Origin of the sequence: Pseudoalteromonas sp. PB2-1, assembly GCF_045040605.1 — a bacterium.
GTDB classification, from domain to species: domain Bacteria; phylum Pseudomonadota; class Gammaproteobacteria; order Enterobacterales; family Alteromonadaceae; genus Pseudoalteromonas; species Pseudoalteromonas arabiensis.
In genome coordinates this window covers 786,440-812,179 of record NZ_CP090667.1, presented here as the reverse complement: position 1 = coordinate 812,179, position 25,740 = coordinate 786,440, and the positions used below count along the sequence as shown (strand labels likewise).

Sequence of the window (25,740 nt, the reverse complement as noted above, 5' to 3'; positions counted from 1 at the left end):
CTCCCTCCTTTTAGTATTCTGAAAAATAAATTTTACTCTAGCACGAATATTAAAAATGCGCTTTAAGTGCTGAAATTTGCTCATCGCTATAAGGTATAGCAGGTAACTTTCCCCATACAGGTGCGGGCCATGCGGCATCGCTTTTAAAACGCGCAATATGATGAATATGTAATTGCGATACCATGTTACCCAGTGCAGCAACATTCAGCTTATCAGGACTAAATACCTGTTGAAGCAGCTTACTTAACTTAGCAGATTCTTGAAGTAACATAATTTGTTGCTGTTCAGACAGGTCAATGATCTCTTTAACACCCGCCTCTCTAGGCACTAAAATAAACCATGGATATTGGCTGTCATTCATCAGCAATACTTTACACAGTGGCCAATCAGCAAGTTCGATACAGTCGCGTTGTAGTTCTTTGGCCAGCGAAAACGGCGAGTAGGTATTTTCCATCAAAAAATCCTTAAATCTAAGTTGTACCCCTGCTACTTTATAGCATTTAGTTGCAGTTGCCTAAGCTTACCATTAACATCGTGGCAGTTTTTATTCGAGCAAAGGTACCCTTGTGCTAAAAAAAATTAAATATCTCTCACTTGCCCTGCCAATGGTTGCAACGGTATTTAGTGTAAACGCAGAACAACTCACCCTAGAACGTATTTTTGATGACCCAAGCCTAGCTGGTAAAGCGCCGGTACAGTTAAAGTTTTCACCTGATGGAAGTCGAGTTACTTACCTACAAGGTAAAACAGATGACTATAACCGCTACGATTTATGGGAATACAATCTAAAAGATAACAAAAATCGTCTACTGGTTGACTCCGCAGCATTATTTTCAGGCCCAGAAAATTTATCTGATGAAGAAAAAGCACGTCGTGAGCGTCAGCGTATTTTTGGTAAAGGCATTTTAGAATACAAATGGTCAAAAGATGGAAAGGCACTCCTTTTTCCACTTAATGGTGATCTTTACTACTACGAACTTGCCTCAGCTAAAAGCCGCAAGTTAACGGACACTGACGCATTTGAAACCGATGCACGTTTCTCACCAAAAGGGCATTATGTATCTTTTATCCGTGAGCAAAATCTTTACGCACTTAATTTAAAAACAGGTAAAGAAATCCAATTAAGTAACGATGGCGGTGGCGTAATTAAAAACGGCATGGCTGAATTTGTTGCGCAAGAAGAAATGGGCCGTATGACGGGCTACTGGTGGTCAGGTGATGAAGCAAAAATTGCCTATACCCGTGTTGATGAAAGCCCTGTAAAAGAAGCCATTCGTAACGAAATTTACGCAGATGAAGTAAAGCTTTTTAATCAACGCTATCCGTTCACTGGCACTGATAATGTTGAAATAAAACTTGGCGTAGTAAATATCAACAATCAAAAAACTGACTGGATTGATTTAGGTGAAGATAAAGACATCTACATCGCGCGAGCTAAGTGGTTAAAAGACAACAAAACTTTGTCATATCAGTGGCAAGACCGTTCACAACACAATTTAGAGCTGCGTTTTTATAATAGCGATAGTAAAAAACAAAAAGTCGCATTAACAGAAACAAGCAAAACGTGGATAAACCTACACTTTGATCTTGAGTTCTTAAATGATAAAAAGCACTTTGTATGGGCATCTGAACGTGATGGCTTTAAACACCTATATTTATATCGCACAAACGGTGAAATGATCCGCCAAATCACACAAGGTGATTGGGTTGTTGATAGCTTAAAAGGGATTGATGAGAAAAAAGGCATCGTTTATTTTGCTGGCCGTAAAGACACAGCACTTGAAAGCCACCTTTACAGCGTACCGCTATTCAAAAAAGGCGAAATTAAGCGCGTAACTGAACTTGGTGCATACCACAATGTGGTCATTGCAAAAGATAACAAAACTTTTATCGATAACAGCTCATCAGTTAACAAACCAGGCTCTGCTGCGTTACGTAAAATCAATGGTGATTTCATCACCTGGCTTGAAGAAAACAAGTTAGATAAGTCACACCCATTAACGCCTTATCTCGCTGATTTAATCACCCCAGAATACGGTACATTAACGGCTGAAGATGGACAGACTATGCATTATCGTTTGTTCAAGCCAACAAATTATCAAGATGGTAAAAAACACCCTGTCATTGTAAATGTATATGGGGGTCCTCACGCGCAACGTGTCACTAATAGCTGGCGCAGCAAAAACTTGTACTTCCAGTATATGGCGCAACAAGGCTATGTTATTTTCCAACTTGACAACCGTGGTTCATACAACCGTGGTAAAAAGTTTGAAGACGTGATTTATAAGCACTTAGGTGTTGCTGAAGTTGCAGACCAAATCAAAGGTGTCGAGTTCTTACGTACTCTTGATTACGTTGACCCTGAGCGTATTGGTATTTATGGCCACAGCTACGGTGGTTACATGGCGCTTATGACGATGTTTAAAGCGGGCGACTACTTCAAAGCCGGTGTTTCTGGTGCGCCAGTAACTGATTGGGCACTGTACGATACGCACTACACTGAGCGTTATGTCGGTCACCCTGCTAGCAACGCAAAAGGCTACGAAGCAAGTGCCGTATTCCCCTATGCTGAAGGCTTAAAAGGCCCGTTGATGATTTACCACGGTATGGCTGATGACAACGTGTTATTCACTCACGCCACTAAGTTGTTCAAACAACTGCAAGATCAAGAAAAGCAGTTCGAAATGATGACTTACCCTGGCTCAAAACACAGTTTACGTGGCAAGAGCGTACAAACTCACTTACACCAAACTATCACAAGTTTCTTCAACCGACACTTTAACGTAGAGTAATCTAGTTTAATTTCGATAACTTAGACTAAAGGCTGATTGTAAAATCAGCCTTTTTTTTGTCTCAATATATTCTACTAGTTAACTAGATTTTCGACCTATTTTAGCTACGCTTAATACATTGCTCCTATGAGCATGACGAAGGAATATACATGAATTATTTACGCCGCTTTACTATTTTACAACGTCTTGCCATGTTGGTGAGCGTAGTAGTGATTGGTCTTATCTTTTTAAGCATATCAAGCTTAACGCAACAATATGAATCTTTAGAACAAGAACAATACATCAAAACCCAAAACTTAGTTGAATCAGCTCATAGTATTATTGAACATAACTATGCACTTTTTAAAGAAGGAAAGCTCAGCGAAGAGCAAGCAAAACAAGCTGCCTTACAAACTATTTCTGCACTACGGTACGACAATAACAATTATTTTTGGATAAATGACTACCAACCCGTCATGGTGATGCATCCATTTAAACCAGAACTAAATGGTAAATCACTTGCGGGCAGTAAAGATCCTGATGGCGTACTGTTATTTGTCGATATGGTCAATATTGTCAAAAAGCAAGGTGAAGGATTTATCCCTTACAAGTGGCCAAAGCCTGGGAAAGATCAGCCCGTCGATAAAATTGCCTATGTTAAAGGCTTTGCTAAGTGGCAGTGGATTGTTGGCTCAGGTGTCTATATCGATACCATTGAAGAGGCATTTGCTTCACTGCGAAACCACGTCATTATCACTGCCGTGATCATTATCGCCCTGCTAACTGCGCTCAGTTATCTCATTGCAAATAGCATTTTACGACCAACGCAGCTTGCCGCTAACATGATGAAAGATATTTCCCAAGGAGAAGGCGACTTAACTCAGCAACTTGATGAAAATGGCAATGATGAAGTGTCACGGTTATCGCGCTACTTCAATCTTTACACCGCTAAAATGCGTGAATCGCTCAAGCATGTTGCACATAATGCACAACAGGTGAACCAATTCGCTCACAATGTCGATGATGCCAGTAAAACCAACCTGTCATTTATAGAACTTCAAAATGACAGTTCAACTCAAGTGGCTACAGCAATGGAGCAAATGACACACCAAATCCACGATGTCAGTCAAAATGCCGAACAAGCTGAACATGCAGCCAATGAAGCATCCCATAACGCTGAAAATGGCAAGCAAGTGCTAAATAAAACCATCACAGCTATAGAAACACTGTCGCATAATATTGAGCAAGTCAGTCAAGCGACCGCAGACCTTGCAGCCGAAAGTAACAATATAGGCTCTGTACTTGATGTGATACGCAGTATCGCCGAGCAAACTAATCTACTGGCGTTGAACGCAGCTATAGAAGCAGCTCGAGCTGGTGAACAAGGCCGCGGCTTTGCGGTTGTCGCTGATGAAGTGCGCACCCTTGCTAGCCGCACCGGCAAGAGCACTGATGAAATTCAAGCTATGATCAGTAAATTACAAATCGGTGCTCAAGCCGCTGTTGATGCAGTATCAGCAAGTCAACAGCTTTCAAGCGATACCGTACTACAAGCGAGTGAAGCGAACGCATCGTTGACAGAAATTGAGCGCTTAGTGAGTGTAATTAAAGACATGAATAGCCAGATAGCACGCGCCACAGAGCAACAAACAAGCGCAGCAGATGAGGTAAATTTACGAATCAATGAACTTTCACAGTCCACCGAGCAATCCTTATCAAATACTCAAGGATTATCAAGTGACAGTGAAAACTTAAAGCAAAGCTCCCAAGCATTAAGTGATGTTGTAAACCGCTTCAAGCTCGACTAACGACAAAAAAACCCGCATGATGCGGGTTTTTTCTTAATCTAATAACTTACAAACAATAACGTGCAAATAAGCTGCTAACTGTTGCAGCGGTTGGCTTGCCGTGTTGCCAGTCACCGCCTTCTACACCACTGCCCGCAATATCCATGTGCACATACGGTAATGGTTGCGCTGATTCAGTGCCATGCTTATCTAAGCCACCAACAATCGCCAAGAACGCCATTGGAAATTGGTGACCACGTGCAGTCACTGCAGAAGCTGCATTATTACTTGATAATACATCATCAGCTAACGTGCGCGGCTTAATAAAGTCATAATCTTCACGGCGGCTACGAGAAACCTCTGCAGCATCGGCCCATAAGTCGCCTAAATCAGCAAGTTTACGTGAAATATTAGCCTGACGTGCGGGGCCATTTTCAACATAAGCGCTGTAAGGACCCATGGCTCGTGCTGCGTGACCAGTTAGAGTTGCCACAGTGAATAGCTCAGGGTTTACTTCGTTTAATGCGCGGTCTTTCATTTCACTTAGTAAGTCACCCATTGCTAAACGCCCCTCTGCATCCGTATTGCCAATACGCACACGCACACCTTCACGACTTGTAATGATTTCATCTGGAACAAAGCAATCAGAACCAATCGAATTACGAACCACGGCTAAATAAGCAATCACTTTTACCCCTTTTGGAGCATAGTCTGCCACTGACTTCATAAAGCCAGCTACCGAAGCAGCACCACCTTTATCGCGGCTCATACCTGCCATAAAGCCACCAACTTTAAGGTCTGCACCACCGGTATCGTAAACTAAACCTTTACCAACAAACATCAAGGTACGCTCAACGTCGCCTTCAGGTACATATTCTAGTTTCACAACGCGTGGGTGATGGCGCTCAACAGCGTAAGAAGCACGTGCTACCGTGCTCATCATTGGGTAATCTTTATCGATAGTGTTGATATCTGAAATCACCTCAACAGATACCTTGCTGCCTGCAAATAACTCAACACAGTAATCTGCAAAACGTGGTGGTGCCATGCGCTCAGGCTCCGTACCACATAAATCACGCGCAGCGTATTGACCCGCTGCAATCGCATTCACAGCTTTCGTTGTTTGCTCATTTGCGCCAATAAGACTAATTTGACTAATAGGCTCAATGGATTGCCCATGAAATTCTCGCGCTTCAAGCGGTTGCCACAATGCCTGACATGCACCTAAAAAAGCCACTTCAAGTGCATGTTGATAACGCCCATCTTGGCTTGCTTGTGGTAAGTACAAAGCTGGTTTAGTGCTACCTGATGCTTTGGCTTCTAATATACCTTGCTTTGCAGCATCAAAATAACGACGTACATCGTCATAGTCGCGATTAAGTGGACCTGTCGGTGCTAAAATTACACGTATAGAATCAATCACAAGTAACGTAACTTGCTTACCAATACGTGCATCAACAGCTTGATGTGTAGTAATTGCTTGACTTAAATTTTGATCAGCTAAAGAAGAAAAGTCATCACTGATAATAATTAATGCATCGTGATCTGCATCAGCAATCTGAGGTGCTGAAATTGCATGAGGGTATGCCATAAAAAAGGTCCTGCTGTTAGAAACATAGGACCGTATTATCATTGATTTGGTCAGCTATTGCCAGCCAAGCAAATTAAGCTGCTTTATGGCTGGCAAGCTAAGTTTACTGCTCTGTAACTTGCTTATTATCGTTACGATGCTTAACGATCACAGACCACGCTTCTAACATCACCAAAACGCTAATTACAAGCACTAAAACATCAAGAGTAACTAACAGCCAGTTACCTTGCTGATAGTATTCACCCAGTTTGATTACGCCAGCAAAAAACGCCATCACTAGCACAAAGCTCATCGGGATCAATGTATATTTTGCAGGACGGTTCGCTTTAATTAACATCACAGAAATAACCAGTAACGTTAAGCTTGCAAGGATCTGGTTAGTAGAACCAAATAGAGGCCAAATAATCATACCGCCACTGCCATCAGCACCACCAGCACCAAAAGCTAGCAGTAAGCAACACAGCACAGCAATTAAGGTTGCAATCACACCATTGCGAATAATACTGATGTTATAAATATCACCCCATTCTTGGATAATATAACGCTGCAGACGCACACCCGAATCCATCGTTGTACCAGCGAATAACACAACCATCACGGCAAGTAATGTTGAAGCTATCTCGTTTGACAAGCCCCAGCCGCTTTCAATTAAGTTAGCACCGCCATTAATAAATGCACTGACACTACCAGCCCCTAAATGACTGTAAATTTCATGCCACTCTTCAGGCGAAACAGCAAGCGCAACACCACTTACCGCAACTAGGGTAATCAACGCTAGCATGCCTTCGCCCACGGCACCTAAATAACCAACAAAACGGCCATCGGTCTCTTTATTTAGCTGTTTAGAGCTGGTACCCGATGACACGATACCGTGGAAACCAGACACCGCACCACAGGCAATAGTAACAAATAGCAACGGAATAATACTTGGCGTATCCACCGCAGTTTGGGTATTAAAAGCAGGTGCTGTGATATCTGGCATAGAAATAAATACCGCACCATATAGCAGGACTAAACCAACCAGTAATTGCATACCATTAATAAAGTCGCGTGGTTGCAGCAGCATCCATACAGGTAGAAGTGAAGCGATAGCAGCATAAATGAATAAAATAATAATCCAGTTCGCATTTGCGCTTAAACCAAACATTTCGTCAGGTAAAGCAATTGGCATTCCGCTTCCTAGATAAATGGTGTAATAAAGTATCCCCACACCAACAAAGCAAAGTGGGATTAAAGACACTTTACGTCTTAATAACTGACCAATAACTAAAGCAACAACAATGGCAGCCCAAGCAGGAAAAACAGCATTTGGTTGTGATACAAATGACTTGGCAATAACAACGCCAAATACAGCGTTGACCATTAGCAGTACTAAAAATACCACAATCATAAATAACGCACGGGTGCGTTTGCCTATCACCGTCTCAGACAGTGCCCCCATCGACTTGCCTTTATTGCGGGCACTGGCCCACAAAGCGCCCATGTCATGCACACCAGCGAAGAAAATAGTACCAAATACAACCCAAAGTACAGCAGGTACCCAGCCCCAGTATACAGCAATCGCTGGGCCGACTATCGGCGCAGCACCTGCCACTGAAGTAAAATGATGGCCCCACAACACAACCTTGTTTGTAGGCACATAGTCAACACCATCTTCAAGTTCATGAGCGGGTGTGACAAAATTATCATCCATTTTGAAAATCTTCTCGGCGATGAATTTCGAATAGAAAAACCATCCGAACAACATACCGATTATTCCGAGCAGCACGATCACGACCGATTGCATAGTCATCTCTCTTATTTAGTTATAATGTTGTCTTAAGGAGGTGTATAGAAAGATTCAGCACCCCACCAAACACTATCAAAATTTCAACCACCAAGGTGTTAACCTTTAGTCTAATATACTAAGCTGAAAATGCTCATGAGATTGACTCTTTATTCCAACCCCTATTCCCAATAAACGCACTGGTTGGTCTTTGCCTCGCTCATACGCTTTACTTAAAAGTTCTGAAAATATGCTTTCATCTAATTGGTGATGACTTTGATCAGCACTGGTTACTACAAAGTTCGCAAACTTCACCTTCACCGATAATTTGTTGATACGGTTATTTAATTGTTGTTTATCAAGGCGGCGCGTTAATTCATCCATTAAGGAGGGTAATTGGCTTAAACATTCATCCAAATTAGTTTTATTGTACTCATAGGTATGCTCAACACTCAGTGATTTACGCACTCGCTCTGTGGATACCTTACCAATGTATTCACCCGCACATTTTTGATATAGAGAAACGCCAAAATTTCCAACATGCTGCTGCATCCAGTTAACACCCTTAGCACACACATCAGCCCCAGTATAGAGCCCCTTAAGTTGCAGCTTTTCTAAAGTCACCTTGCCCACACCTGGGATTTTACCCAGCGGCAATTGTGCCAAAAAGTCATCGACTTGCTCAGGTAACACGACAAACTGGCCATTAGGCTTGTTTTCATCGCTGGCGATTTTGGCAATAAACTTAATTGGCGCAACGCCAGCTGATGCAGTCAGGCCTGTCGTATCATAGATTTCTTGACGGATTTGCTGTGCCATAAGCGTAGCACTGCCTTTACAAGCGGTGCTGTCAGTTACATCAAGATAAGCTTCATCAAGTGATAAGGGCTCAATTAGGTCGGTATATTTAGCAAAAATAGCGCGTATCTGTGTGGAGATTTCTTTGTAAACATGCATTCGCCCAGGCACAATGACCAGATCAGGGCATAATTGTTTGGCATGGTAGTTAGACATTGCCGAACGCACACCATACTGGCGAGCAATATAGTTAGCTGTAGAAAGCACCCCACGACGACTATTACCGCCAATTGCTAACGGCACACTTGCCAAAGCGGGGTTATCACGCATCTCAACGGCTGCATAAAAGCAATCCATATCAATGTGAATGAATTTTTTCATCAGGCATATAACAACTGTTTATTTATACAGTCATTATTATGTAATCTGCCTAATTGTGCAAGTTATGAGGTTTGATTTGAGTGCTCAGACGCTTTTTTACGGTTAAATAATCGATAGCCAAATAACCAAAATGCGCCTTCAAGTAAAAAACCGACCACAATTATAGCGATAAAACCTGACATTGTGCCCATACTGTAGCAGAGTAAAGCAAGTGCTAGTACGATGAACAAGGCTATCCACTTCATTATCCTCACTGTTGTTTGCTGCATAATAAAATCCTTTATTGTGTCTTCTATATGAGCCACACTTTACGTAAGCGTGAACTATTAAAAGTAGCACAATTTGCTGAAATTTCTAATTTCCTTGAGCTAAAAGCAGCATATTGCTAACCTAAGTTTTCTCCAATTAATGAAGATTTACTATGCAATCGTTTATAGAACAACATCCTATCAGAACAAAAATTAATGTCGCTTGGGGTGAAATGGATGCCCTGCAACATGTCAATAATGTGGTCTATTTTCGTTATTTCGAAACAGCTCGGATCGACTTTTTTACCCAACTAGGTTTTCTTAAAGATTTACAAGTAACAGGTGTAGGCCCTGTGATCAGCGAAAACAACGCCCGCTATAAACGCCCAGTGACATTCCCTGACACAGTTCATGTTGGCGTAAAGATTAGTGACATTGAACACGATCGTTTTATGATGCATTACACTGTATTTAGTGAAAGCCAAGACGCTGTCACCACCATTGGCTCATCACAAGTCGTTATGTTTAATTTTAAAACGGGTAAAAAAGCCCAGTTAAGCGATGAGCTATTAACTGCACTCAAAGCCCATTCTCACGATTAACAAGGAACTAATATGCTTTATAGTCCACTTGGCCGAAGTGGTATTGATGTTTCTCGTGTCTGCCTAGGTAGCATGACATGGGGCATGCAAAATAACCAAGCTGATGCCGACGAACAAATTGCTTACGCGCTAGATAAAGGGGTTAACTTTATCGATACAGCAGAAATGTATGCCGTCCCCCCTCACCCGACACATACGGAAAAACAGAAGAAATTATTGGTAATTGGCTAGCTCGTAACAAAAACAAGCGTGATAACCTTGTTATCGCAACTAAGATTGCAGGCAATGGATTATCTTGGGTGCGTGATGGCGGCGACATTACTCGTCAAGCTGTGATTGACGCTGTTGATGCGTCATTGAAACGCTTACAAACTGATGTTATCGATTTATACCAACTTCACTGGCCAAATCGTACTTCGCCACATTTTGGCAAGCAATGGCCTGGTATAGTCCGTTTTTCAGATGCCGACACCGAGCAAAATATAGCGGGTATGCTCGATATTCTTGAAGGTCTGAATGACTGTGTAAAAGCCGGTAAAATTAAACACTGTGGTTTATCAGACGACACGCCTTGGGGCATCAGCCAATACCTGCGTTTAAGTGAGCAGCATAATCTACCGCGCATGGTTTCTATTCAAAATGAGTTTAGCCTACTGCATGCCAAAGATTGGCCTTATTTAATAGAGCAATGTATTCACGAAGATGTTGCTTACCTGCCTTGGTCACCACTAGGTGGCGGTATGCTAAGCGGTAAATACTTAAATGGTAATCGCCCAGAAGGAAGTCGTTGGACCTTGGTACAACGTAATGGACTATTCAGAGACACAGTGCAATCACAGCAAGCGATTGCAAATTATGTGGATATTGCAAAAACCTACAGTGTAACACCCGCACAGCTTGCCCTTGCGTGGTGTAATCAAGTTGATGGGGTCTGTTCAACGATTATTGGGGCAACCTCGATGAGTCAACTACAAGACAATATAGCTGCTTTTTCAATTGAGTTATCAGAACAAGCTATCACTGATATCAATAATGTATTTAAACAATACCCGCAACCTTTCTGATATTTAAAGCTTCTGACTGAATAAGTATTAATACCTAAAAATTAATACTTATTCAGTAATTTACTTAACAACCCGTTATATTTTCAATACTTTAGTGTATAGTTAACATAAGTAATTTTGAAAACGGGTACTCAATGAGTAAGCATATGAAGTTAAAAATTTATACTGTTTTAAGCTTATTTTTAGCTCCGTTGACTCACGCCTCTGAAACCTTATCAATTACTTGGCTGGAAAATGACAGCAAGCCGTTTTATCTAGAAAAAAACGACAAAAACCAATACGGTGGTCTGTGTAATGAAATTACAGATATGCTCATCGAAGCACTGCCTAACATTAATCACAGTAAAGTATTACTACCGCAAAAAAGAGCTGGGAAGTACCTCGATGAAGGTCATATGGCGTGTTACTCTTGCATGATTCATCGGGAACAAAAAACTAAGCGTGCGACTTACTCAATCCCCACCACGGTTTACCCTCCTTTCACAATACTGAGTACTCATGAGCAAGCAAAAAAGATAACTCAAATTCATGGTAATCCCGTATCTTTAATTTCATTACTGACTGACTCAAGATTTATGTTTGGGCAAAACGATGCTCGTAAATTCGGGAGCAAATTTGAAAAAATAGCTAAAAATACTAAGTTATATGAAAGTGCAGCGCTTAGTAGCACAGGTAGTCATCCGAGTTACGCTATTCTTTCGCAACTTCAGCATGGTTATATTGATTACACAATTGATTATCCGTTTGTTGCTGATTACTACAATCAAAAAAATCAACAATATATAGAAAAGCTAACCATTAGTAATCCAAAGCAAAGTATTATGCTTGGCGCGATTGGTTGCTCAACAAGTGCTCCAAATAATTACGCCGAAAAAGTACTCGCTGAAATCAATCATGCATTAAAAACGAAAGTATTACCCAGTGAGCGCTACCAACAGAGTCAACGAGTATGGTTAGAGCAAAACTTTGCAGATTTTTCGTCACAATATGAGCGCTTGATATTAAACCCAATCAAACAGCCAGCCACTGGTGAGACAACACCTCACTCTGTTCGTCCATAAGCACCACTTGGAAAGTTGAACCAGATTCAACCTCCCCAACTCCTTCAGGGGTGCCGGTCATAATGATATCGCCGTCTTCGAGATCCAGAAATTCACTGATTTCAGATAAGATTTTCTCGGCATTATGGAGCATTAATTGTGTGTCACCATACTGAGCAGGCTCACCATCTATCAGTAAACTAAACTGATAATGCTTGGTATCATTACATGGTACGAAGTCACTAAAAAGAGCGGCACCATTAAATGCCTTGGCGCGCTCCCAAGGTAGCCCCTTTCCTTTTAAAGTGGATTGTAAACGGCGCTTTGTTAGGTCAAGCCCAAGTCCTACACCTGCAAGCTGTTTATCTTTAACTAAAAAGCACAACTCCGTTTCATAATGTAACTGTTCAGCACCATGAGTAGCATGAAGCGTATCTGACAAAGCACTATTGGGTTTAATAAATAACACCATACTCGTTGGCGTTTCATTATTAAGCTCTGCGATATGAGCGGCATAATTTCGGCCAACACAAACCACTTTACTTGGTGTGACTAACTCATTTACAAATTTAACTGCCTGCATGCTGGTCTCCTTGATTTGCTTCTATGTGAGTAATTTTTCAATTATTGCTAAAAATAGATACATTTGATACTAGGATGAAAAAATATGGCTAAAATAATATCCATAATAACATGAACATACATATTAATTGCGAGTATAAAAGTTATTTTTATTGACGATTGTTTTACTTTCTAATAACTTATTGTAAGCGGTTACATTTATAAAAATCGGGTTCGGCGATTTTTTTTGCAATAAAATGTAAGCGCTTACATTAGACAACAAACACAAAAATAAAACCAAATCTGGAGATTTGCATGAACCACACACAATTCAAGAGAAAGCAGCTTGCCATTAGCCTATCTATGGCAATGGGTTTAAGCGCGCTAGTTCCTCACTCAGCTGTCGCCGAAGAACAATCCGACAAAGCAAGTGATATTGAAGTTATACAAGTATCGGGGATTCGCGGTAGCCTTGTAAAATCAATGGACATCAAACGCCAATCTACGGGTGTTGTTGATGCAATCACTTCAGAAGACATTGGTAAGTTCCCAGACACGAACCTAGCCGAGTCACTGCAACGTATCACCGGTGTCTCTATCGACCGAAGTAACGGTGAAGGTAGCAAAATTACCGTGCGTGGTTTTGGTCCTGAGTTTAATCTAGTGACCTTAAACAATCGCCAAATGCCAACAACCGGCGGACGTTCATTCGATTTTGGTGACATCGCAACAGAAAGTGTAAGCGGTGTTGAAGTGTATAAAACAGCGCGTGCCGACATCCCAAGCGGCGGCATTGGCGCAACGGTTAATATCACGACTGCAAAGCCACTTTCAAATCCTGGTTTACATGCTTCTATCGGTGCAAAAGCCGTTCACGATACATCAAATGAAACTGGTGATGATATAACACCAGAATTATCAGGTATTTACAGTAATACGTTTAATGATGACAAATTTGGTATTTTAATCTCAGGTTCAGTACAAGAACGCGATAACCGCGAGCAATCAATGGCGGTTGATAACTGGATCCCAAATGTCGATCTCTCTACTTCACCAAACTTAAGTGTAACAGACAACAATCAACGTGCAGACGGTACAACTTGGTACCCGCAAAATGCGGGCTACGCTTTCTCCGATAACTCGCGTAAACGTACCAATGGCCAACTTGTACTGCAATACGCACCGAGTGATCGCGTAACGACAACCCTTGATTACACTTATTCAAAACTAGAATTTGAAAAAGACGGCCGTAGTTTTGGTGTATGGTTTAACAACGGGGGTAATGTTAGTTCTGCAACGATTAACGAAAATGGGACGTATACTAAGGTTAGCGAGTTCGGTGGAGATTACTCAACGAACCTCAACCGGGGTGCAACAACCAACGAAAATAAATCACTTGGTTTAAATATTGATTGGCAAGTAACCGATACTTTAAATATTGAGTTTGATGCTCATAACTCATCAGCAGAAACCGCGGGGGTTGGCTTAGGTCATGATGCCTTTATGATCATTGGTAATACCTCATGTTCATGGTGTGAAAACCCGACTGTTAATATCGATGAAAAAATGGCTGATTTTAGCCAAGGCGAAATACCGCTAATTGATATGACATTAACCAATGGCCAAGCAGAGCTTCTGCCAAGTGATATGGGAACGCTATTTGCTGGGGTTAATAAAGATACGAACACAAATGATCTTGATCAGTACCAGTTAAAAGGGACTTGGTTAAACGAAAATAATAGCGCCCTTACAAGTATCAATTTTGGTGTTTCACATACCAAAATTGACTTTAGAACCACACAAGCTTATTCAGAGCAACTTGCTGCTGGTTGGTGGTTAAACTCAGCTGATTGGTACAATGATGACCTGTTTACTCGTGTTGATAGTTCAGGTTTATTAGACGGCTTCTCAGGCGGCGGTAACGATAAGCTATTAAACTACTACTACGATGCTGACTTTGATGAGATAGTCGCGATTGCCCAAAGCATTGACTGTGACCACCCAGATGGCGGCATTGGCGCATGTAGCTGGCCTGCTGAATTAAATGGTATGGTGCAAGCTGGGCCGATTGATAATGATCATCGAGTAAGCGAAAAGACCCTATCATTCTACACTCAAGCAAACTTTGAAACTGAGTTTAACAATATGTATGTCACCATGGCGGTCGGTTTACGCTATGAAAAAACAGATGTTAGTTCGCAAAGCCTAGAAAAACCTGCAACAGGTATTACCTGGGTTAATGGTAATGAGTGGTCATATAACTTTGGTGAGCAGGCTTTCGCAAGTGGTGAAGGTAGCACCAGTGAATTTTTACCAAACTTAGATATTAATGTTGAAGTGACAGAAGATGTAATGGCTCGCTTTTCGTATAGCCGAACACTCGCTCGCCCTCCGGTTGATTCACTGCGTTCAACAACCTCATTCTTAGGTAACCCAAAAGTAGGTCAACGTAAAGTGGCTGTGGGTAACCCTGACTTGAAACCATTCGTCGCTGACAACATAGATTTATCACTTGAATATTATTATGGCGAAGGCAGCTACCTATCTGCAGGTTACTATCGTAAACAAGTTGAGAATTTCATTGTTAACATTACAACCCAAGAGACCATGGGAGATATTCGTGACCCATTCCTTGGCGAGCGTGCTGATCAAGCGCGTGAAGACTTAGCAGCAGAAGGAATAACACCTTCTGACCAAGCTATTCACGATAAAATCAATGAAAATCAAGGAACTGAGCAAGGAACAGGTATTACAGGCATTGGCACTGATCCACTAACAATCTTTGATGTGTCTCGCGACACCAATGTGGAAACAGGTAACCTTTGGGGTTGGGAGCTGGCAGCACAACATATGTTTGGTGATTCGGGCTTTGGTATTGCCGCCAACGCGACTTTCGTATTCGGTGATGTTGAAGCAGACCGAGATGCGATCGGCTATCAATTTGCTCTGCCTGGCTTAAGTGATTCAGCTAACTTCTCTGCTATTTATGATTTAGACGGTTTATCAGCTCGTGTTTCTTATAACTGGCGTGATGAATTCTTAACAGGCTTTGACCAACATGCTTCACCAATCTTCACTGAGTCTTATGGCCAGTGGGATATCAACGTGAACTATGCAGTAAACGAGAACCTAACTGTGTTTGTTGAAGGTCTAAACCTAACAGATGAAACGCAGCGTACCTACGTTCGTTACTCTGAGCAGCTGTTACGTGCAAACCAATACGGTGCGCGCTACAACATCGGCTTCCGCTACTCGTTCTAGCATTTTGTTGTCAAAAAAGCCGCTCAACAGCGGCTTTTTTTTTCACAATTATGCTAGTTTGTCTATATAGCATTTGAGGTAGCCTTGAATATGCAACACAAAGAAGTAAAAAAAATCGTCATTTTAGGTGGTGGTACTGCAGGTTGGTTATCTGCAGGGTTAATTGCTGCCCAGCCCCATTTAACTCACAACGCACAGATCACCCTGATTGAGTCGCCAGATATTGCCACCATTGGTGTCGGTGAAGGTACTTGGCCGACTATGCGACAAACCTTAAAAACCATCGGCATTAGCGAAAGTGAATTTATTCAACGCTGTGATGCGTCTTTTAAACAAGGTTCACGCTTTGATGGCTGGTGCGAAGATGAAGGTAACACACATTATTACCACCCGTTCAGCTTGCCTGTTGCGTATCAGCAATTAAATATTGCACCTTACTGGTTTGCCAACAAAGATGCGGTGAGTTTCAGCCACGCAGTAGCAAGCCAAACCTACTTGTGCGATCACCATAAAGCACCGAAAAACCACTTACATAGCGCCTATCAAGGTGAGGCAAACTATGGCTATCATTTAGATGCCGGTAAGTTTGCCATGCAGCTACAACAGCACTGCACAACAAAACTAAACGTTGAGCATATTGTCAGTCATGTTGAACGCATTAATAGTGATGAAGATGGCTATATTAGTTCATTGCAAACCCGCGATCATGGCGCTATTACGGGTGATTTATTTATTGATTGTTCAGGCACCCACGCAAAGCTGTTACATCAACATTACGGTATCGAACTAATCGAGCAACAAGATGTACTATTTAACGATCGTGCTGTGGCCGTACAGGTGCCTTATTTAAACCCCCAGCAAGAGATCCTGTCTTACACCAAAGCCACTGCGCAAGATGCTGGTTGGATTTGGGATATCGGCTTACAAAGCCGCCGTGGTCTGGGTATGGTATACTCAAGCCGCTTTGCCAGCAGTGAAGATGCTAAACAAGCGCTTAGCCAATACATTGCAAAATCCCAACCCGATACAAACCAAAGTGAACTAACCTTTCGTGAAATCAGCTTTACCCCGGGCTTTAGACGCCGTTTTTGGTATAAAAACTGTTTAGCTATTGGTATGTCTGCAGGCTTTATTGAGCCACTTGAAGCCTCAGCGTTAGTCATGGTGGAGCTTGGCCTGAATAACTTACTTGCTAATTTCCCAACACATCGTGCTGCAATGCCGACACTAGCCAAGCGTTTTGATGAGCAGTGCCATTATCGCTGGCAGCGTATTATTGAATTTTTAAAGCTGCATTACGTGTTGTCAAAACGCACTAGCCCCTATTGGCAAGCCCATAAAGAAGCAAACTCAATCCCAGAGCAGCTACAAGAAAATTTAGCACTGTGGCAATATCAAAGTCCATGGCTAAACGACTTTGACCGCGCTCAAGAAGTTTTCTCTGCGGCTAGTTACCAGTATGTACTTTATGGCATGAAACAACTACCGCAATTTCCAGCTCTAACAATGCCTTCAGCGATTGTTGAACACTTTAGTGCTAACCAACAACAAGCCAAACGCGGATTACAACAACTACCAACGAACCGCGAGCTGTTAAATCATATTCAGCAATTTGGCATACAACCTATTTAATCTCAGCATTAGGAGGCCCAATGGCCAATCATGTATTACTTGATAACATCAGCCATAAAGACCTAAAAGTGATCACCACACGCGGTGCTAACTGGGGCGATAATATTAGCTGCGCTACCGTATTCCCAAGCGAGTTTGCTAAAGTTCAAGCAAATCAACCCATCGTATTTCGTAAGCACCCTCAAACAGGCCAATTTGAAGCCCTCGCTTTATTTGGTTTTGAAAATGGCGAGAACTTGTTGCTTAACGAACAAGCCGAATTACAACTGAGTTACTTACCACTGAGTATGCAGCGCCAGCCATTTTTAATTGGTCAACAAACCCAGTATAACAATGGCATTCCTGAGCAATCACTGGTGGTACATATTGATTTAGACAGCCCACGTATAAGCACACGCGATGGTGAAGCCATTTTCCTTGAACATGGTGGGAATAGCGATTACTTAAATCATATTGCTCAAGTACTTAACGCGTTACATCAAGAACACCAAACAATTAATCAGTTTTTTGAACGTTTACTAAGCGTTGATTTACTCGAAGCGTTTAGCATTGAATATGCTCAAAAAAATGGTGAAAAGGTCACTGTAACTGGTTTCTATACCATTAACCAGCAGGCACTAAATAACTTAACTGCAGAACAACTCAAGCAGTTACAACAACAAGGTGACTTGCAGGCTATTTATATGGTGCTGGCATCAATGGAGCAAATTCCTCATTTGCTTGATAAAAAGTGGGCTAAGCAGTAATGTTTGTGGCTGCGCCAATAAAAGAATGCCATGCTTCCAGCATTGCTGATCTTAAACTGTTTTTAGCTGAGCAAACTGAGCCACTGGTAATAAGAGATCTCTGTGCTGATTGGCCACAAGTCATCGCGGCTAAACAAGGCTCTAAAAACGCCTTGGACTACCTTTTAGGCCTTGCCAATCACGCCCCAGTACGTAGTTTTAGCAGCGACGCTATTCATCAAGGTCGTTATTTTTATAACACTGATTTCTCGGGGCTTAATTTTTCACAGCAGGCCGATAATCTACTTTCTGTGCTACAAAAATTAGCACTAAAACTGTCGCAAACCGACTGTGATTCTCTATATATGGGCTCTACTGCTGTGGAGTATTGTGCTCCTAGCTTTAGCCTTAAGAACCCATTAACAGTGACCGATTATAACTGCCTAACAAGTCTCTGGGTGGGAAATCATAGCCAGATTGCGGCTCACTATGACAATGCTGATAACCTAGCCTGTGTTGCTGCGGGTGAGCGTACGTTTACTCTATTGCCAACTGATCAGGTCAATAACCTTTACGTTGGCCCACTCGAATTTACACCCGCTGGGCAAGCGATTAGCTTGGTTGATTTTAATAATCCTGATTTCAGCCGCTTTCCGCGCTTTAAAGAGGCTGTAGCAAAGGCGCAATCAGCCACCCTTGGCCCTGGCGATGCTATTTATATTCCAGCACTTTGGTGGCATCAGGTGAGCGCAACCAGTCCGTTTAATGTATTAGTAAACTATTGGTGGCGACAAGCCCCAGAGTATTTAGCAAATCCATTTGATGCCATGCTGCACAGTATGCTGGCAATTAAAGACTTACCAAACGAGCATAAGCAGAAATGGCAGCAACTATTTAATCATTATGTGTTTGCTGATGGTGTGGATTTAGCAAGCCACGTTGCTGAGCCTGCGCAAGGGATATTAGCGGATATCGACGAACTAACGGCCAGAAGAATAAGACAGCTATTACTACAAAAGCTCAACCGATAGAATGAACCAAAAGCCAGCGGATGCAACGAGTTCGGCGAAGCATCTGCAGGCTCTTGGTTCATAATTCACTTATACCAATCCGCTTAATTAAGTGCTCTGTTATTGCGCAATGGTATTACCCTTTATTTGTACTGCTGATGGCTGTGTTGTTGCGCAGCCAATACCTGTTTCACTATTTTTACTACATTGAAAAACACGTACGTAATCCACCAGCATTTGCTTAGGGTAACCTGTAGAATCAACGCCTTTGTCATTCACATTGGCTGGCCAGTTTCCGCCTACTGCAAAGTTAAGAAGTAAATGAAAACGCTGATCAAACGGAGCAAAGCCGGTATTTTCTATAAACGAGCCGTCTTGTTGTTGTGATGTTGAATACCACTGGTCGTGACGAAACGTTGCATAGTGAACATCATCAACATACCAACGAATTTCATCTTGCTGCCATTCAAGGGCATAAACATGAAAGTTATCAGCTGGGTTATCTGCTTCACTGAAGCGGTACGGCGTACCACTGTAAACATTTTTGGGTGCAGGACCACCGTAATGCAAGGTGCCGTGTACGCGTGTCTCAAGGCTGCCTGCTGGCGCTGTTTTGTCATCAGTAAGCGTCTTTAAATTAACTGCTTCCATGATGTCTATTTCGCCTGATGATGCCCAGCGACCATAATGCCAGTCTGTCGGTAACATCCAAATTGCTGGCCACGCACCTTGCCCTGCTGGCAATTTAGCGCGAATTTCAAACCGGCCGTATCGCCAATCTGCTAAGTTTTTTGTGCGTAAGCGTGCAGAAGTAAACGGCTGAGTTGCTTGTTTTTCTCGCTCAGCATCGCTGCTCACTTCATCGCTATTATGTAAAGGCCCAGTGTATTGCTCTTGGCGAGCAACAATATGCAATATGCCATCTTTAACAAAACTGTTTTCGCTACGCGCGGTATAACATTGCTGCTCATCATTACCGCCACCTCGACAATTTACTTCGTGTTGCCACTTAGTTAGGTCGAGATCATTTTGCGAAAATTCATCTTGCCAAACTAACTGCCAGCCTTCTCCTAGGCTGGCTTTAACAGGCGCAGGGGTTTGCTGACAGGCACTAAGCGCACCTGTTAGCAAAATAACAGCATACGATTTTACTGACATGAGAGCGTTGCATCCTCAGTGTGTGCGCTCGTTACTGATAGTTTAGCAATTGAGACTTGCCATGCACCTTCAGTGGCTAATTGCCAAGGCGAGAATACTTGCCCAAGCTGCACACCTTGCTCAGCAAAGCAGCTCAAATCTACAGTTAGCGTTTGCCAATCATGTGCTGCTTTAAGGTGTTTGCTAATATCAAATTGACCGCTACAGTTTTCACCACATTGCATACCTAGCATTAGCGGCGCATCAGCAGCTTGGTCTACCTTAATTTGCATTTGCAGTTGACCCGCTTTTTCAACGTATGAGCGTAAATCCGATGGGAACGCCGCCATTAAACGAACCGCAGCCGCTTCTTTACCATTAAAGCTGATTGCGCGCGCATCTTCTTGTACGTCTTTATCAAAAGTTTTTACGCTAACAGCGTTAAGTGCTGCACGACTACTGGTCATGGCTTGTCGCTCAGAGCCACTTTGTAGTTGCAGTGACCACGGTGCTTTTACGGCACGTTCAAATAATACTAAGTCTTCTAATTTAGCAGAAACTTGTGATTTTTCGCTTAGGTCATCCGCTAATGTATTTTTATCTTGATACGTTAAGCCAAACCCATAAGGCAATAGTGGCGCGTAATCTTTATCGCCACGGTTTTCGTTACCTACCGGGTTATTTGGCCATGAGAACGATAACTTACCTTTAAAGTCATGATTAATAGTGCCATCTTGTTTTTTAAAAATAACATCGCTGATTGCATCACCTTCACTCCCTGGTAACCAAGTTGCGACAAATGCATCGCTGGCATTAAGCTCAGCATTCACCCACATTGGACGACCACTAATAAATAGCGACACCACAGGAATGCCGGCATCTTTTAGCTTTTTAAGCAGGGCTAAATCAGTTTTATTACCGCGTTGGTATTCAAGGTTATCTAAATCACCATTGCCTTCTGCGTATGGTTGCTCGCCAAACACCACAATGGCAACATCTGGACGGGAATCAAACTCACCGTTTAAGTCATAACTAACTTGCCCGCCCGCATGCTCAACCGTTTGTTTGATCCCATCCAAAATAGAAGTCCCGCCTGGGAAGTCGCTATTCTCATTACCTGTACCCTGCCATGTGATTGTCCAACCACCTGACTGCATGCCAATGTTATCAGCGCCTTGACCGGCAACTAATACATTTGCATTTGCTGATAGCGGTAGCAACTGCTGTTTATTTTTCAGAAGAACCAGTGATTCACGGACCGCTTGTTTTGCAACTGCACGATGTTCTGCACTGCCAATGATCTCTGTTTTACCAGAAAGCGGACGCTTTGCAGGGCTTGGCTTATCAAACAAACCTGCGCGCATTTTTACACGTAAGATACGCGTTACTGCATCATCGATGCGGCTTTGTGCAATTTCGCCACTTTTAACTTGCTTGATAAGGTTTTCGTAAAGTGGTTTCCATGCATCTGTCGGTACCATGTACACATCAAGACCGGCATTTGCTGCTTGCGCACAGTTGCCATTAGTACAACTCGGAATTTGACCGTGGCCGTTCCAGTCACCAACAACAAAACCATCAAAACCCATTTTGCCTTTTAGTACGTCGGTAAGTAGGTATTTACTACCGTGAATTTTTTCACCATTCCAGCTGTTGAATGACGCCATTACGGTTTGTGCACCCGCACCTAAACCGCCAACATAACCTTGCGCATGAATATCAAATAATTCTTGCTCAGATGCCGTGTTATTGCCTTGGTCATCACCGCCTTCGGTACCGCCATCACCTAAAAAGTGTTTAACCGTACTGATCACACGCTTATCTGATAAGAAGTCATCATCAACCGCACCTTGCAAGCCTTTAACAATAGCTGCCGAGTATGCTTTCACAATTTCAGGGTCTTCAGAATAGCCTTCATAAGTACGACCCCAACGGTCGTCACGAACAACTGCGACTGTTGGCGCGAACACCCAGTCAATACCTGTTACCATTACTTCTTGCGCGGTAGCGGCTGCAATTTTTTCAATTAACTCAGGGTTGTTTGTTGCACCCAAACCAATGTTATGTGGAAATAACGTCGCACCAACCACGTTGTTGTGGCCATGCACGGCATCGGTGCCCCACATAGTCGGGATTGAGCTGCCATCAAGGGAGTCATCAATTGAGGCTTGGTACATTTTTTCAGCAAGCTCAATCCAATCTGCGGCACTGGCGTGTTTATCATTATTTGGGAATGCACCACCGCCATTGAGGTAAGAGCCAAAACCGTATTTACGCATATCTTCAACGCTAATATCACGAATTTCTGGCTGGATCATTTGCGCAATTTTTTGCTCAAGGGTCATATTTGCCAGCATTTTTGCTATTTTTGCTTCCATCTCTGGGTTTGCAGCAATGCCTGTTTCGATATTTGGCCAAATTTCTTGCTCAGTGCTCACGTTTGCCACCTTATCTTGCCCAGTACAACCTAGCATGCTGACGCTTGCCATCACTAACGAACAAAGAGTGACTGTTTCTTTCAATTTCATTTTTGCACCTATGAAGTCTGAGTTGATACTTTTGAGCCAACTAACGCAAAGTAAGTTATATATAAGTAACAGGCGATAGGTAAAAACAACGCCATTTGCACGCCAACAGAATCGGCTAATACGCCTTGCAGTAATGGAATAATTGCGCCTCCTACAATTGCTAAGCATAAAATACCTGAGCCTTTTGAGGTGTATTTGCCAAGGCCATGTAATGCTAGGCTGAAAATTGTTGGGAACATAATCGAGTTACATAAGCCAACCAGTAAAATAGCCCACATAGCAAGGCTTCCCTCACCAGTCATAGCAATAGCAACAAGTAGTACGGCAAGTAAGCCATGACATGCCAACACCTTACCAGCATTAAATTTTTGCATCACAGCAGCACCAATAAAGCGACCCACCATGGCGCCTGCGAAGTAATAACTAATATAATGAGCCGCTTCTTTTTCAGCGAGACCAGCAATGTTATCTAAGGTCAGAAAGCCCACCAAAAAGCTACCAATCGCCACTTCTGCGCCCACATATACAAAGATACCGATGGCACCTAAAATCAGGTGGCGATAACGCCAAACGCTGCCTAAATCAACAAAGTCTTCTAAATCTTGTTGTGCTGCTTCACTATCGCTTTCTTTACCTAATTTAGGCAGCTTTAGAAATGCAAAAATTACAGCAAGTACTAATAAGCTGGCAGATAACATTAAATAGGGAAATTTTACTTGCTCCGCTGTGGCTTGACTTACTTCAGTTAAAATTAACCAACCGCCAAAAATCGGCGCGACTGTGGTGCCTAATGAGTTAAATGCTTGTGTCATAGTCAAACGTGACGAGGCTGTTTTTTGCGGGCCAAGTACACTCACATAGGGATTTGCTGATACTTGTAAAATAGTGATACCAGAGGCTAGTACAAACAAAGCCAGTAAAAATAATTCGTACACATGGGCAACAGCGGCGGGATAAAACAGCGCACAACCGATTGCTGCTACCACTAACCCAACGACAATACCAAACTGATAACCAATACGACTTACCAACTTGCCAGCAGGGATCGACATCACAAAATACGCACCAAAAAAGCAAAACTGTATAAGCATGGCTTGCGTATAATTAAGCGAAAACATTCCTTTTAGGTAAGGGATCAAAATGTCATTCAAACAAGTAATAAACCCCCACATAAAAAATAATGTGGTCAAGGATGCCAGTGCAAAGTGTTGCTTTGGCATTGCCCCTTGACTCGCGTTACCTGAAACAGGCGTTGAAACATGGGCCATAATTTTATTCTCTAGTTATTTATATTTTTCAGTTTGTTACATTAGTTATAGTGCTAAGTCATGAAGAATAAAAAAGCAAAAAACTATTGCAACATAAAATGTAAGCGCTTACATTTATAACATATTAATCATATATAGCAATTTATTTGCAATAAAATTGTAAGCGCTTTCACAAATTGTAACTCTGCACTTTGGTTTGTCTTACAAAAACAATGCGAAGGACGACTCATAACTGTGTATAAATCAATTTCTCTTTTGCCAGACTCATTTTTACTCAAACCTGAATTTACTTTTGGTGTTGCGACTGCGTCGTTTCAAATTGAAGGCGCACGTGAACAGCGTCTCGATTGTATCTGGGATACGTTTTGTGAAAAGCCTGATGCAATTGCCGATCAAAGTCATGGCGATGTAGCATGTGACCATGTTGCGCGTTGGCAACAAGATGTAGACATGATTGCTGACTTAGCCGTAGATGCTTACCGTTTATCAATTTCTTGGCCACGGGTCGTGAATCAAGATGGCACGATAAACAAACAAGGTATGGCGTTTTATGTTCAGTTATTAACGGCGTTAAAAGCGCGTAATATTAAAACCTACGTCACCCTATACCACTGGGATTTACCACAATACCTTGAAGATAACGGAGGTTGGTTAAATCGCGATACAGCCTATAAATTCAAAGAATATGCCGAACTTGTTACTCAACATCTTGGCCACTTAGTCGACTCCTTTGCAACCTTGAATGAACCCTTCTGTAGTGCCTACTTAGGTTATGAGGTGGGTGTGCATGCACCGGGGATAAAATCGCAACAAGCAGGCCGACAGGCGGCTCACCATTTACTACTTGCCCATGGCCTTGCCATGCAAGTATTACGTAAAAACTGCCCAGAAACAGAAGCAGGTATCGTGTTAAACTTCAGCCCTGCTTACCCTTTAACAGCGGATGATAAAAAAGCCGCAGAACTTGCCGATGAATACCATAACCAATGGTATATCAAAGCGGTTTTAGAAGGCACATACCCTTCTTTATTTGATGAGTTGGCTGCAAAGGTTAAACCGACTATCCTTGCTGACGATATGACCATTATTAGTCAAGCCGTCGACTTTATTGGCGTTAACTACTATACCCGCATACACTACAAAAATACCGTTGATGGCTGGTTTGAAGAAGCAAGCCTTACCAATATTCGTGTTACCGATATGGGCTGGGAAGTTTACCCACAAGGTTTAACTGAATTGCTTGTATCACTAGATCAGCAATATGATTTGCCAAAGATGTATATCACTGAAAACGGCGCAGCCATGGCCGATACCCTAGAAAACGGTGAAGTTAAAGACATTGAACGCGTTGATTATTATCACACCCACTTAAATGCGGTCTGTGATGCCATTCGACAAGGCGTCGACATTCAAGGCTACTTTGCGTGGAGTTTAATGGACAACTTTGAATGGGCATATGGCTATGAAAAACGCTTTGGATTAGTTTACATTGATTACCAAAGCCAGCAGCGCATTTTAAAAGAAAGCGCAAAACAATACCGTGCGCTGCTAAAACAGCGAAAAAAATAACA

18 protein-coding genes and 1 pseudogene are annotated in these 25,740 nt (G+C 42.3%); 10 read left to right on the top strand and 9 right to left on the bottom strand.

The genetic code is table 11. From position 1 onward, the window contains the following. Positions 1 to 49: 49 nt before the first annotated feature. Positions 50 to 454, bottom strand: a complete 405-nt coding sequence (locus L0Z67_RS03805; RefSeq protein WP_237114860.1) for an HIT domain-containing protein — start codon at positions 452 to 454, stop codon at positions 50 to 52. A gap of 112 nt (positions 455 to 566) precedes the next feature. Between L0Z67_RS03805 and L0Z67_RS03800 the strand changes: the two genes are divergently transcribed. Then, on the top strand, positions 567 to 2,792 hold the full coding sequence (locus L0Z67_RS03800) for a S9 family peptidase (RefSeq protein ID WP_237114859.1): 2,226 nt from the start codon (positions 567 to 569) through the stop codon (positions 2,790 to 2,792). A gap of 149 nt (positions 2,793 to 2,941) precedes the next feature. After that, on the top strand, positions 2,942 to 4,579 hold the full coding sequence (locus L0Z67_RS03795; RefSeq protein ID WP_193988381.1) for a methyl-accepting chemotaxis protein: 1,638 nt from the start codon (positions 2,942 to 2,944) through the stop codon (positions 4,577 to 4,579). Positions 4,580 to 4,625: 46 nt separating this feature from the next. On the opposite strand, the gene L0Z67_RS03790 is transcribed toward L0Z67_RS03795, so the two are convergent. The 4 genes from L0Z67_RS03790 to L0Z67_RS03775 form a co-directional block, all read right to left on the bottom strand. Further along, entirely contained in the window at positions 4,626 to 6,149 is a 1,524-nt protein-coding gene (locus L0Z67_RS03790; protein ID WP_405128466.1) for a M17 family metallopeptidase, read from the bottom strand. A gap of 103 nt (positions 6,150 to 6,252) precedes the next feature. After that, on the bottom strand, positions 6,253 to 7,935 hold the full coding sequence (locus L0Z67_RS03785; protein ID WP_062570182.1) for a carbon starvation protein A: 1,683 nt from the start codon (positions 7,933 to 7,935) through the stop codon (positions 6,253 to 6,255). A 105-nt stretch (positions 7,936 to 8,040) separates the two neighbouring features. Then, a complete protein-coding gene (gene dinB / locus L0Z67_RS03780) occupies positions 8,041 to 9,093 on the bottom strand; it encodes a DNA polymerase IV (protein ID WP_193988380.1) in 1,053 nt (350 codons plus the stop codon). A 62-nt stretch (positions 9,094 to 9,155) separates the two neighbouring features. Next, complete coding sequence (locus L0Z67_RS03775; RefSeq protein ID WP_237114857.1) at positions 9,156 to 9,362, bottom strand: hypothetical protein; 207 nt, start codon at positions 9,360 to 9,362, stop codon at positions 9,156 to 9,158. A 152-nt stretch (positions 9,363 to 9,514) separates the two neighbouring features. On the opposite strand from L0Z67_RS03775, the gene L0Z67_RS03770 reads away from it, so the two are divergent. The 3 genes and pseudogenes from L0Z67_RS03770 to L0Z67_RS03760 all read left to right on the top strand — a co-directional run bounded on the left by L0Z67_RS03770 (position 9,515) and on the right by L0Z67_RS03760 (position 12,068). Continuing rightward, on the top strand, positions 9,515 to 9,943 hold the full coding sequence (locus L0Z67_RS03770) for a thioesterase family protein (RefSeq protein WP_062570179.1): 429 nt from the start codon (positions 9,515 to 9,517) through the stop codon (positions 9,941 to 9,943). 12 nt (positions 9,944 to 9,955) lie between these two features. After that, a pseudogene (locus L0Z67_RS03765) lies at positions 9,956 to 11,007 on the top strand (aldo/keto reductase). A 146-nt stretch (positions 11,008 to 11,153) separates the two neighbouring features. Continuing rightward, complete coding sequence (locus L0Z67_RS03760; RefSeq protein ID WP_157066226.1) at positions 11,154 to 12,068, top strand: ABC transporter substrate-binding protein; 915 nt, start codon at positions 11,154 to 11,156, stop codon at positions 12,066 to 12,068. On the opposite strand, the gene L0Z67_RS03755 is transcribed toward L0Z67_RS03760, so the two are convergent. Further along, entirely contained in the window at positions 12,019 to 12,630 is a 612-nt protein-coding gene (locus L0Z67_RS03755; RefSeq protein ID WP_193988378.1) for a fumarylacetoacetate hydrolase family protein, read from the bottom strand. The genes L0Z67_RS03760 and L0Z67_RS03755 overlap by 50 nt on opposite strands. 293 nt (positions 12,631 to 12,923) lie before the next feature. On the opposite strand from L0Z67_RS03755, the gene L0Z67_RS03750 reads away from it, so the two are divergent. From L0Z67_RS03750 to L0Z67_RS03735, 4 genes are all read left to right on the top strand, one after another. Further along, a complete protein-coding gene (locus L0Z67_RS03750) occupies positions 12,924 to 15,869 on the top strand; it encodes a TonB-dependent receptor (protein ID WP_237114856.1) in 2,946 nt (981 codons plus the stop codon). A gap of 90 nt (positions 15,870 to 15,959) precedes the next feature. Further along, entirely contained in the window at positions 15,960 to 17,501 is a 1,542-nt protein-coding gene (locus L0Z67_RS03745) for a tryptophan halogenase family protein (RefSeq protein ID WP_193988377.1), read from the top strand. A gap of 20 nt (positions 17,502 to 17,521) precedes the next feature. Beyond that, the gene (locus L0Z67_RS03740; RefSeq protein WP_062570173.1) at positions 17,522 to 18,247 is read left to right on the top strand and encodes a SapC family protein; all 726 of its coding nucleotides are present in this window, start codon (positions 17,522 to 17,524) and stop codon (positions 18,245 to 18,247) included. Between the two features lie 5 nt (positions 18,248 to 18,252). After that, positions 18,253 to 19,257, top strand: coding sequence for a cupin-like domain-containing protein (locus L0Z67_RS03735; RefSeq protein ID WP_167346351.1), 1,005 nt, complete (start codon positions 18,253 to 18,255; stop codon positions 19,255 to 19,257). A 99-nt stretch (positions 19,258 to 19,356) separates the two neighbouring features. On the opposite strand, the gene L0Z67_RS03730 is transcribed toward L0Z67_RS03735, so the two are convergent. From L0Z67_RS03730 to L0Z67_RS03720, 3 genes are all read right to left on the bottom strand, one after another. After that, the gene (locus L0Z67_RS03730; protein WP_062570171.1) at positions 19,357 to 20,394 is read right to left on the bottom strand and encodes a family 16 glycosylhydrolase; all 1,038 of its coding nucleotides are present in this window, start codon (positions 20,392 to 20,394) and stop codon (positions 19,357 to 19,359) included. Beyond that, on the bottom strand, positions 20,385 to 22,847 hold the full coding sequence (locus L0Z67_RS03725) for a glycoside hydrolase family 3 protein (RefSeq protein WP_405128705.1): 2,463 nt from the start codon (positions 22,845 to 22,847) through the stop codon (positions 20,385 to 20,387). Before L0Z67_RS03725 ends, L0Z67_RS03730 begins: the two co-directional genes overlap by 10 nt. A gap of 62 nt (positions 22,848 to 22,909) precedes the next feature. Then, positions 22,910 to 24,169: a sugar MFS transporter gene (locus tag L0Z67_RS03720; protein ID WP_062570169.1), complete on the bottom strand. Its 1,260-nt coding sequence runs from the start codon at positions 24,167 to 24,169 to the stop codon at positions 22,910 to 22,912. 234 nt (positions 24,170 to 24,403) lie between these two features. On the opposite strand from L0Z67_RS03720, the gene L0Z67_RS03715 reads away from it, so the two are divergent. Continuing rightward, the gene (locus tag L0Z67_RS03715) at positions 24,404 to 25,738 is read left to right on the top strand and encodes a GH1 family beta-glucosidase (protein WP_405128465.1); all 1,335 of its coding nucleotides are present in this window, start codon (positions 24,404 to 24,406) and stop codon (positions 25,736 to 25,738) included. Positions 25,739 to 25,740 lie beyond the last annotated feature (2 nt).

What these genes read in the sequence shown, in the direction of transcription:
- L0Z67_RS03805 (WP_237114860.1), bottom strand. Translation starts at nt 454, where the DNA reads ATGGAAAATACCTACTCGCCGTTTTCGCTGGCCAAAGAACTACAACGC.
- L0Z67_RS03795 (WP_193988381.1), top strand. Translation starts at nt 2,942, where the DNA reads ATGAATTATTTACGCCGCTTTACTATTTTACAACGTCTTGCCATGTTG.
- L0Z67_RS03790 (WP_405128466.1), bottom strand. Translation starts at nt 6,149, where the DNA reads ATGGCATACCCTCATGCAATTTCAGCACCTCAGATTGCTGATGCAGAT.
- L0Z67_RS03785 (WP_062570182.1), bottom strand. Translation starts at nt 7,935, where the DNA reads ATGCAATCGGTCGTGATCGTGCTGCTCGGAATAATCGGTATGTTGTTC.
- dinB (WP_193988380.1), bottom strand. Translation starts at nt 9,093, where the DNA reads ATGAAAAAATTCATTCACATTGATATGGATTGCTTTTATGCAGCCGTT.
- L0Z67_RS03775 (WP_237114857.1), bottom strand. Translation starts at nt 9,362, where the DNA reads ATGCAGCAAACAACAGTGAGGATAATGAAGTGGATAGCCTTGTTCATC.
- L0Z67_RS03770 (WP_062570179.1), top strand. Translation starts at nt 9,515, where the DNA reads ATGCAATCGTTTATAGAACAACATCCTATCAGAACAAAAATTAATGTC.
- L0Z67_RS03760 (WP_157066226.1), top strand. Translation starts at nt 11,154, where the DNA reads ATGAAGTTAAAAATTTATACTGTTTTAAGCTTATTTTTAGCTCCGTTG.
- L0Z67_RS03755 (WP_193988378.1), bottom strand. Translation starts at nt 12,630, where the DNA reads ATGCAGGCAGTTAAATTTGTAAATGAGTTAGTCACACCAAGTAAAGTG.
- L0Z67_RS03750 (WP_237114856.1), top strand. Translation starts at nt 12,924, where the DNA reads ATGAACCACACACAATTCAAGAGAAAGCAGCTTGCCATTAGCCTATCT.
- L0Z67_RS03745 (WP_193988377.1), top strand. Translation starts at nt 15,960, where the DNA reads ATGCAACACAAAGAAGTAAAAAAAATCGTCATTTTAGGTGGTGGTACT.
- L0Z67_RS03740 (WP_062570173.1), top strand. Translation starts at nt 17,522, where the DNA reads ATGGCCAATCATGTATTACTTGATAACATCAGCCATAAAGACCTAAAA.
- L0Z67_RS03730 (WP_062570171.1), bottom strand. Translation starts at nt 20,394, where the DNA reads ATGTCAGTAAAATCGTATGCTGTTATTTTGCTAACAGGTGCGCTTAGT.
- L0Z67_RS03725 (WP_405128705.1), bottom strand. Translation starts at nt 22,847, where the DNA reads ATGCTAGGTTGTACTGGGCAAGATAAGGTGGCAAACGTGAGCACTGAG.
- L0Z67_RS03720 (WP_062570169.1), bottom strand. Translation starts at nt 24,169, where the DNA reads ATGGCCCATGTTTCAACGCCTGTTTCAGGTAACGCGAGTCAAGGGGCA.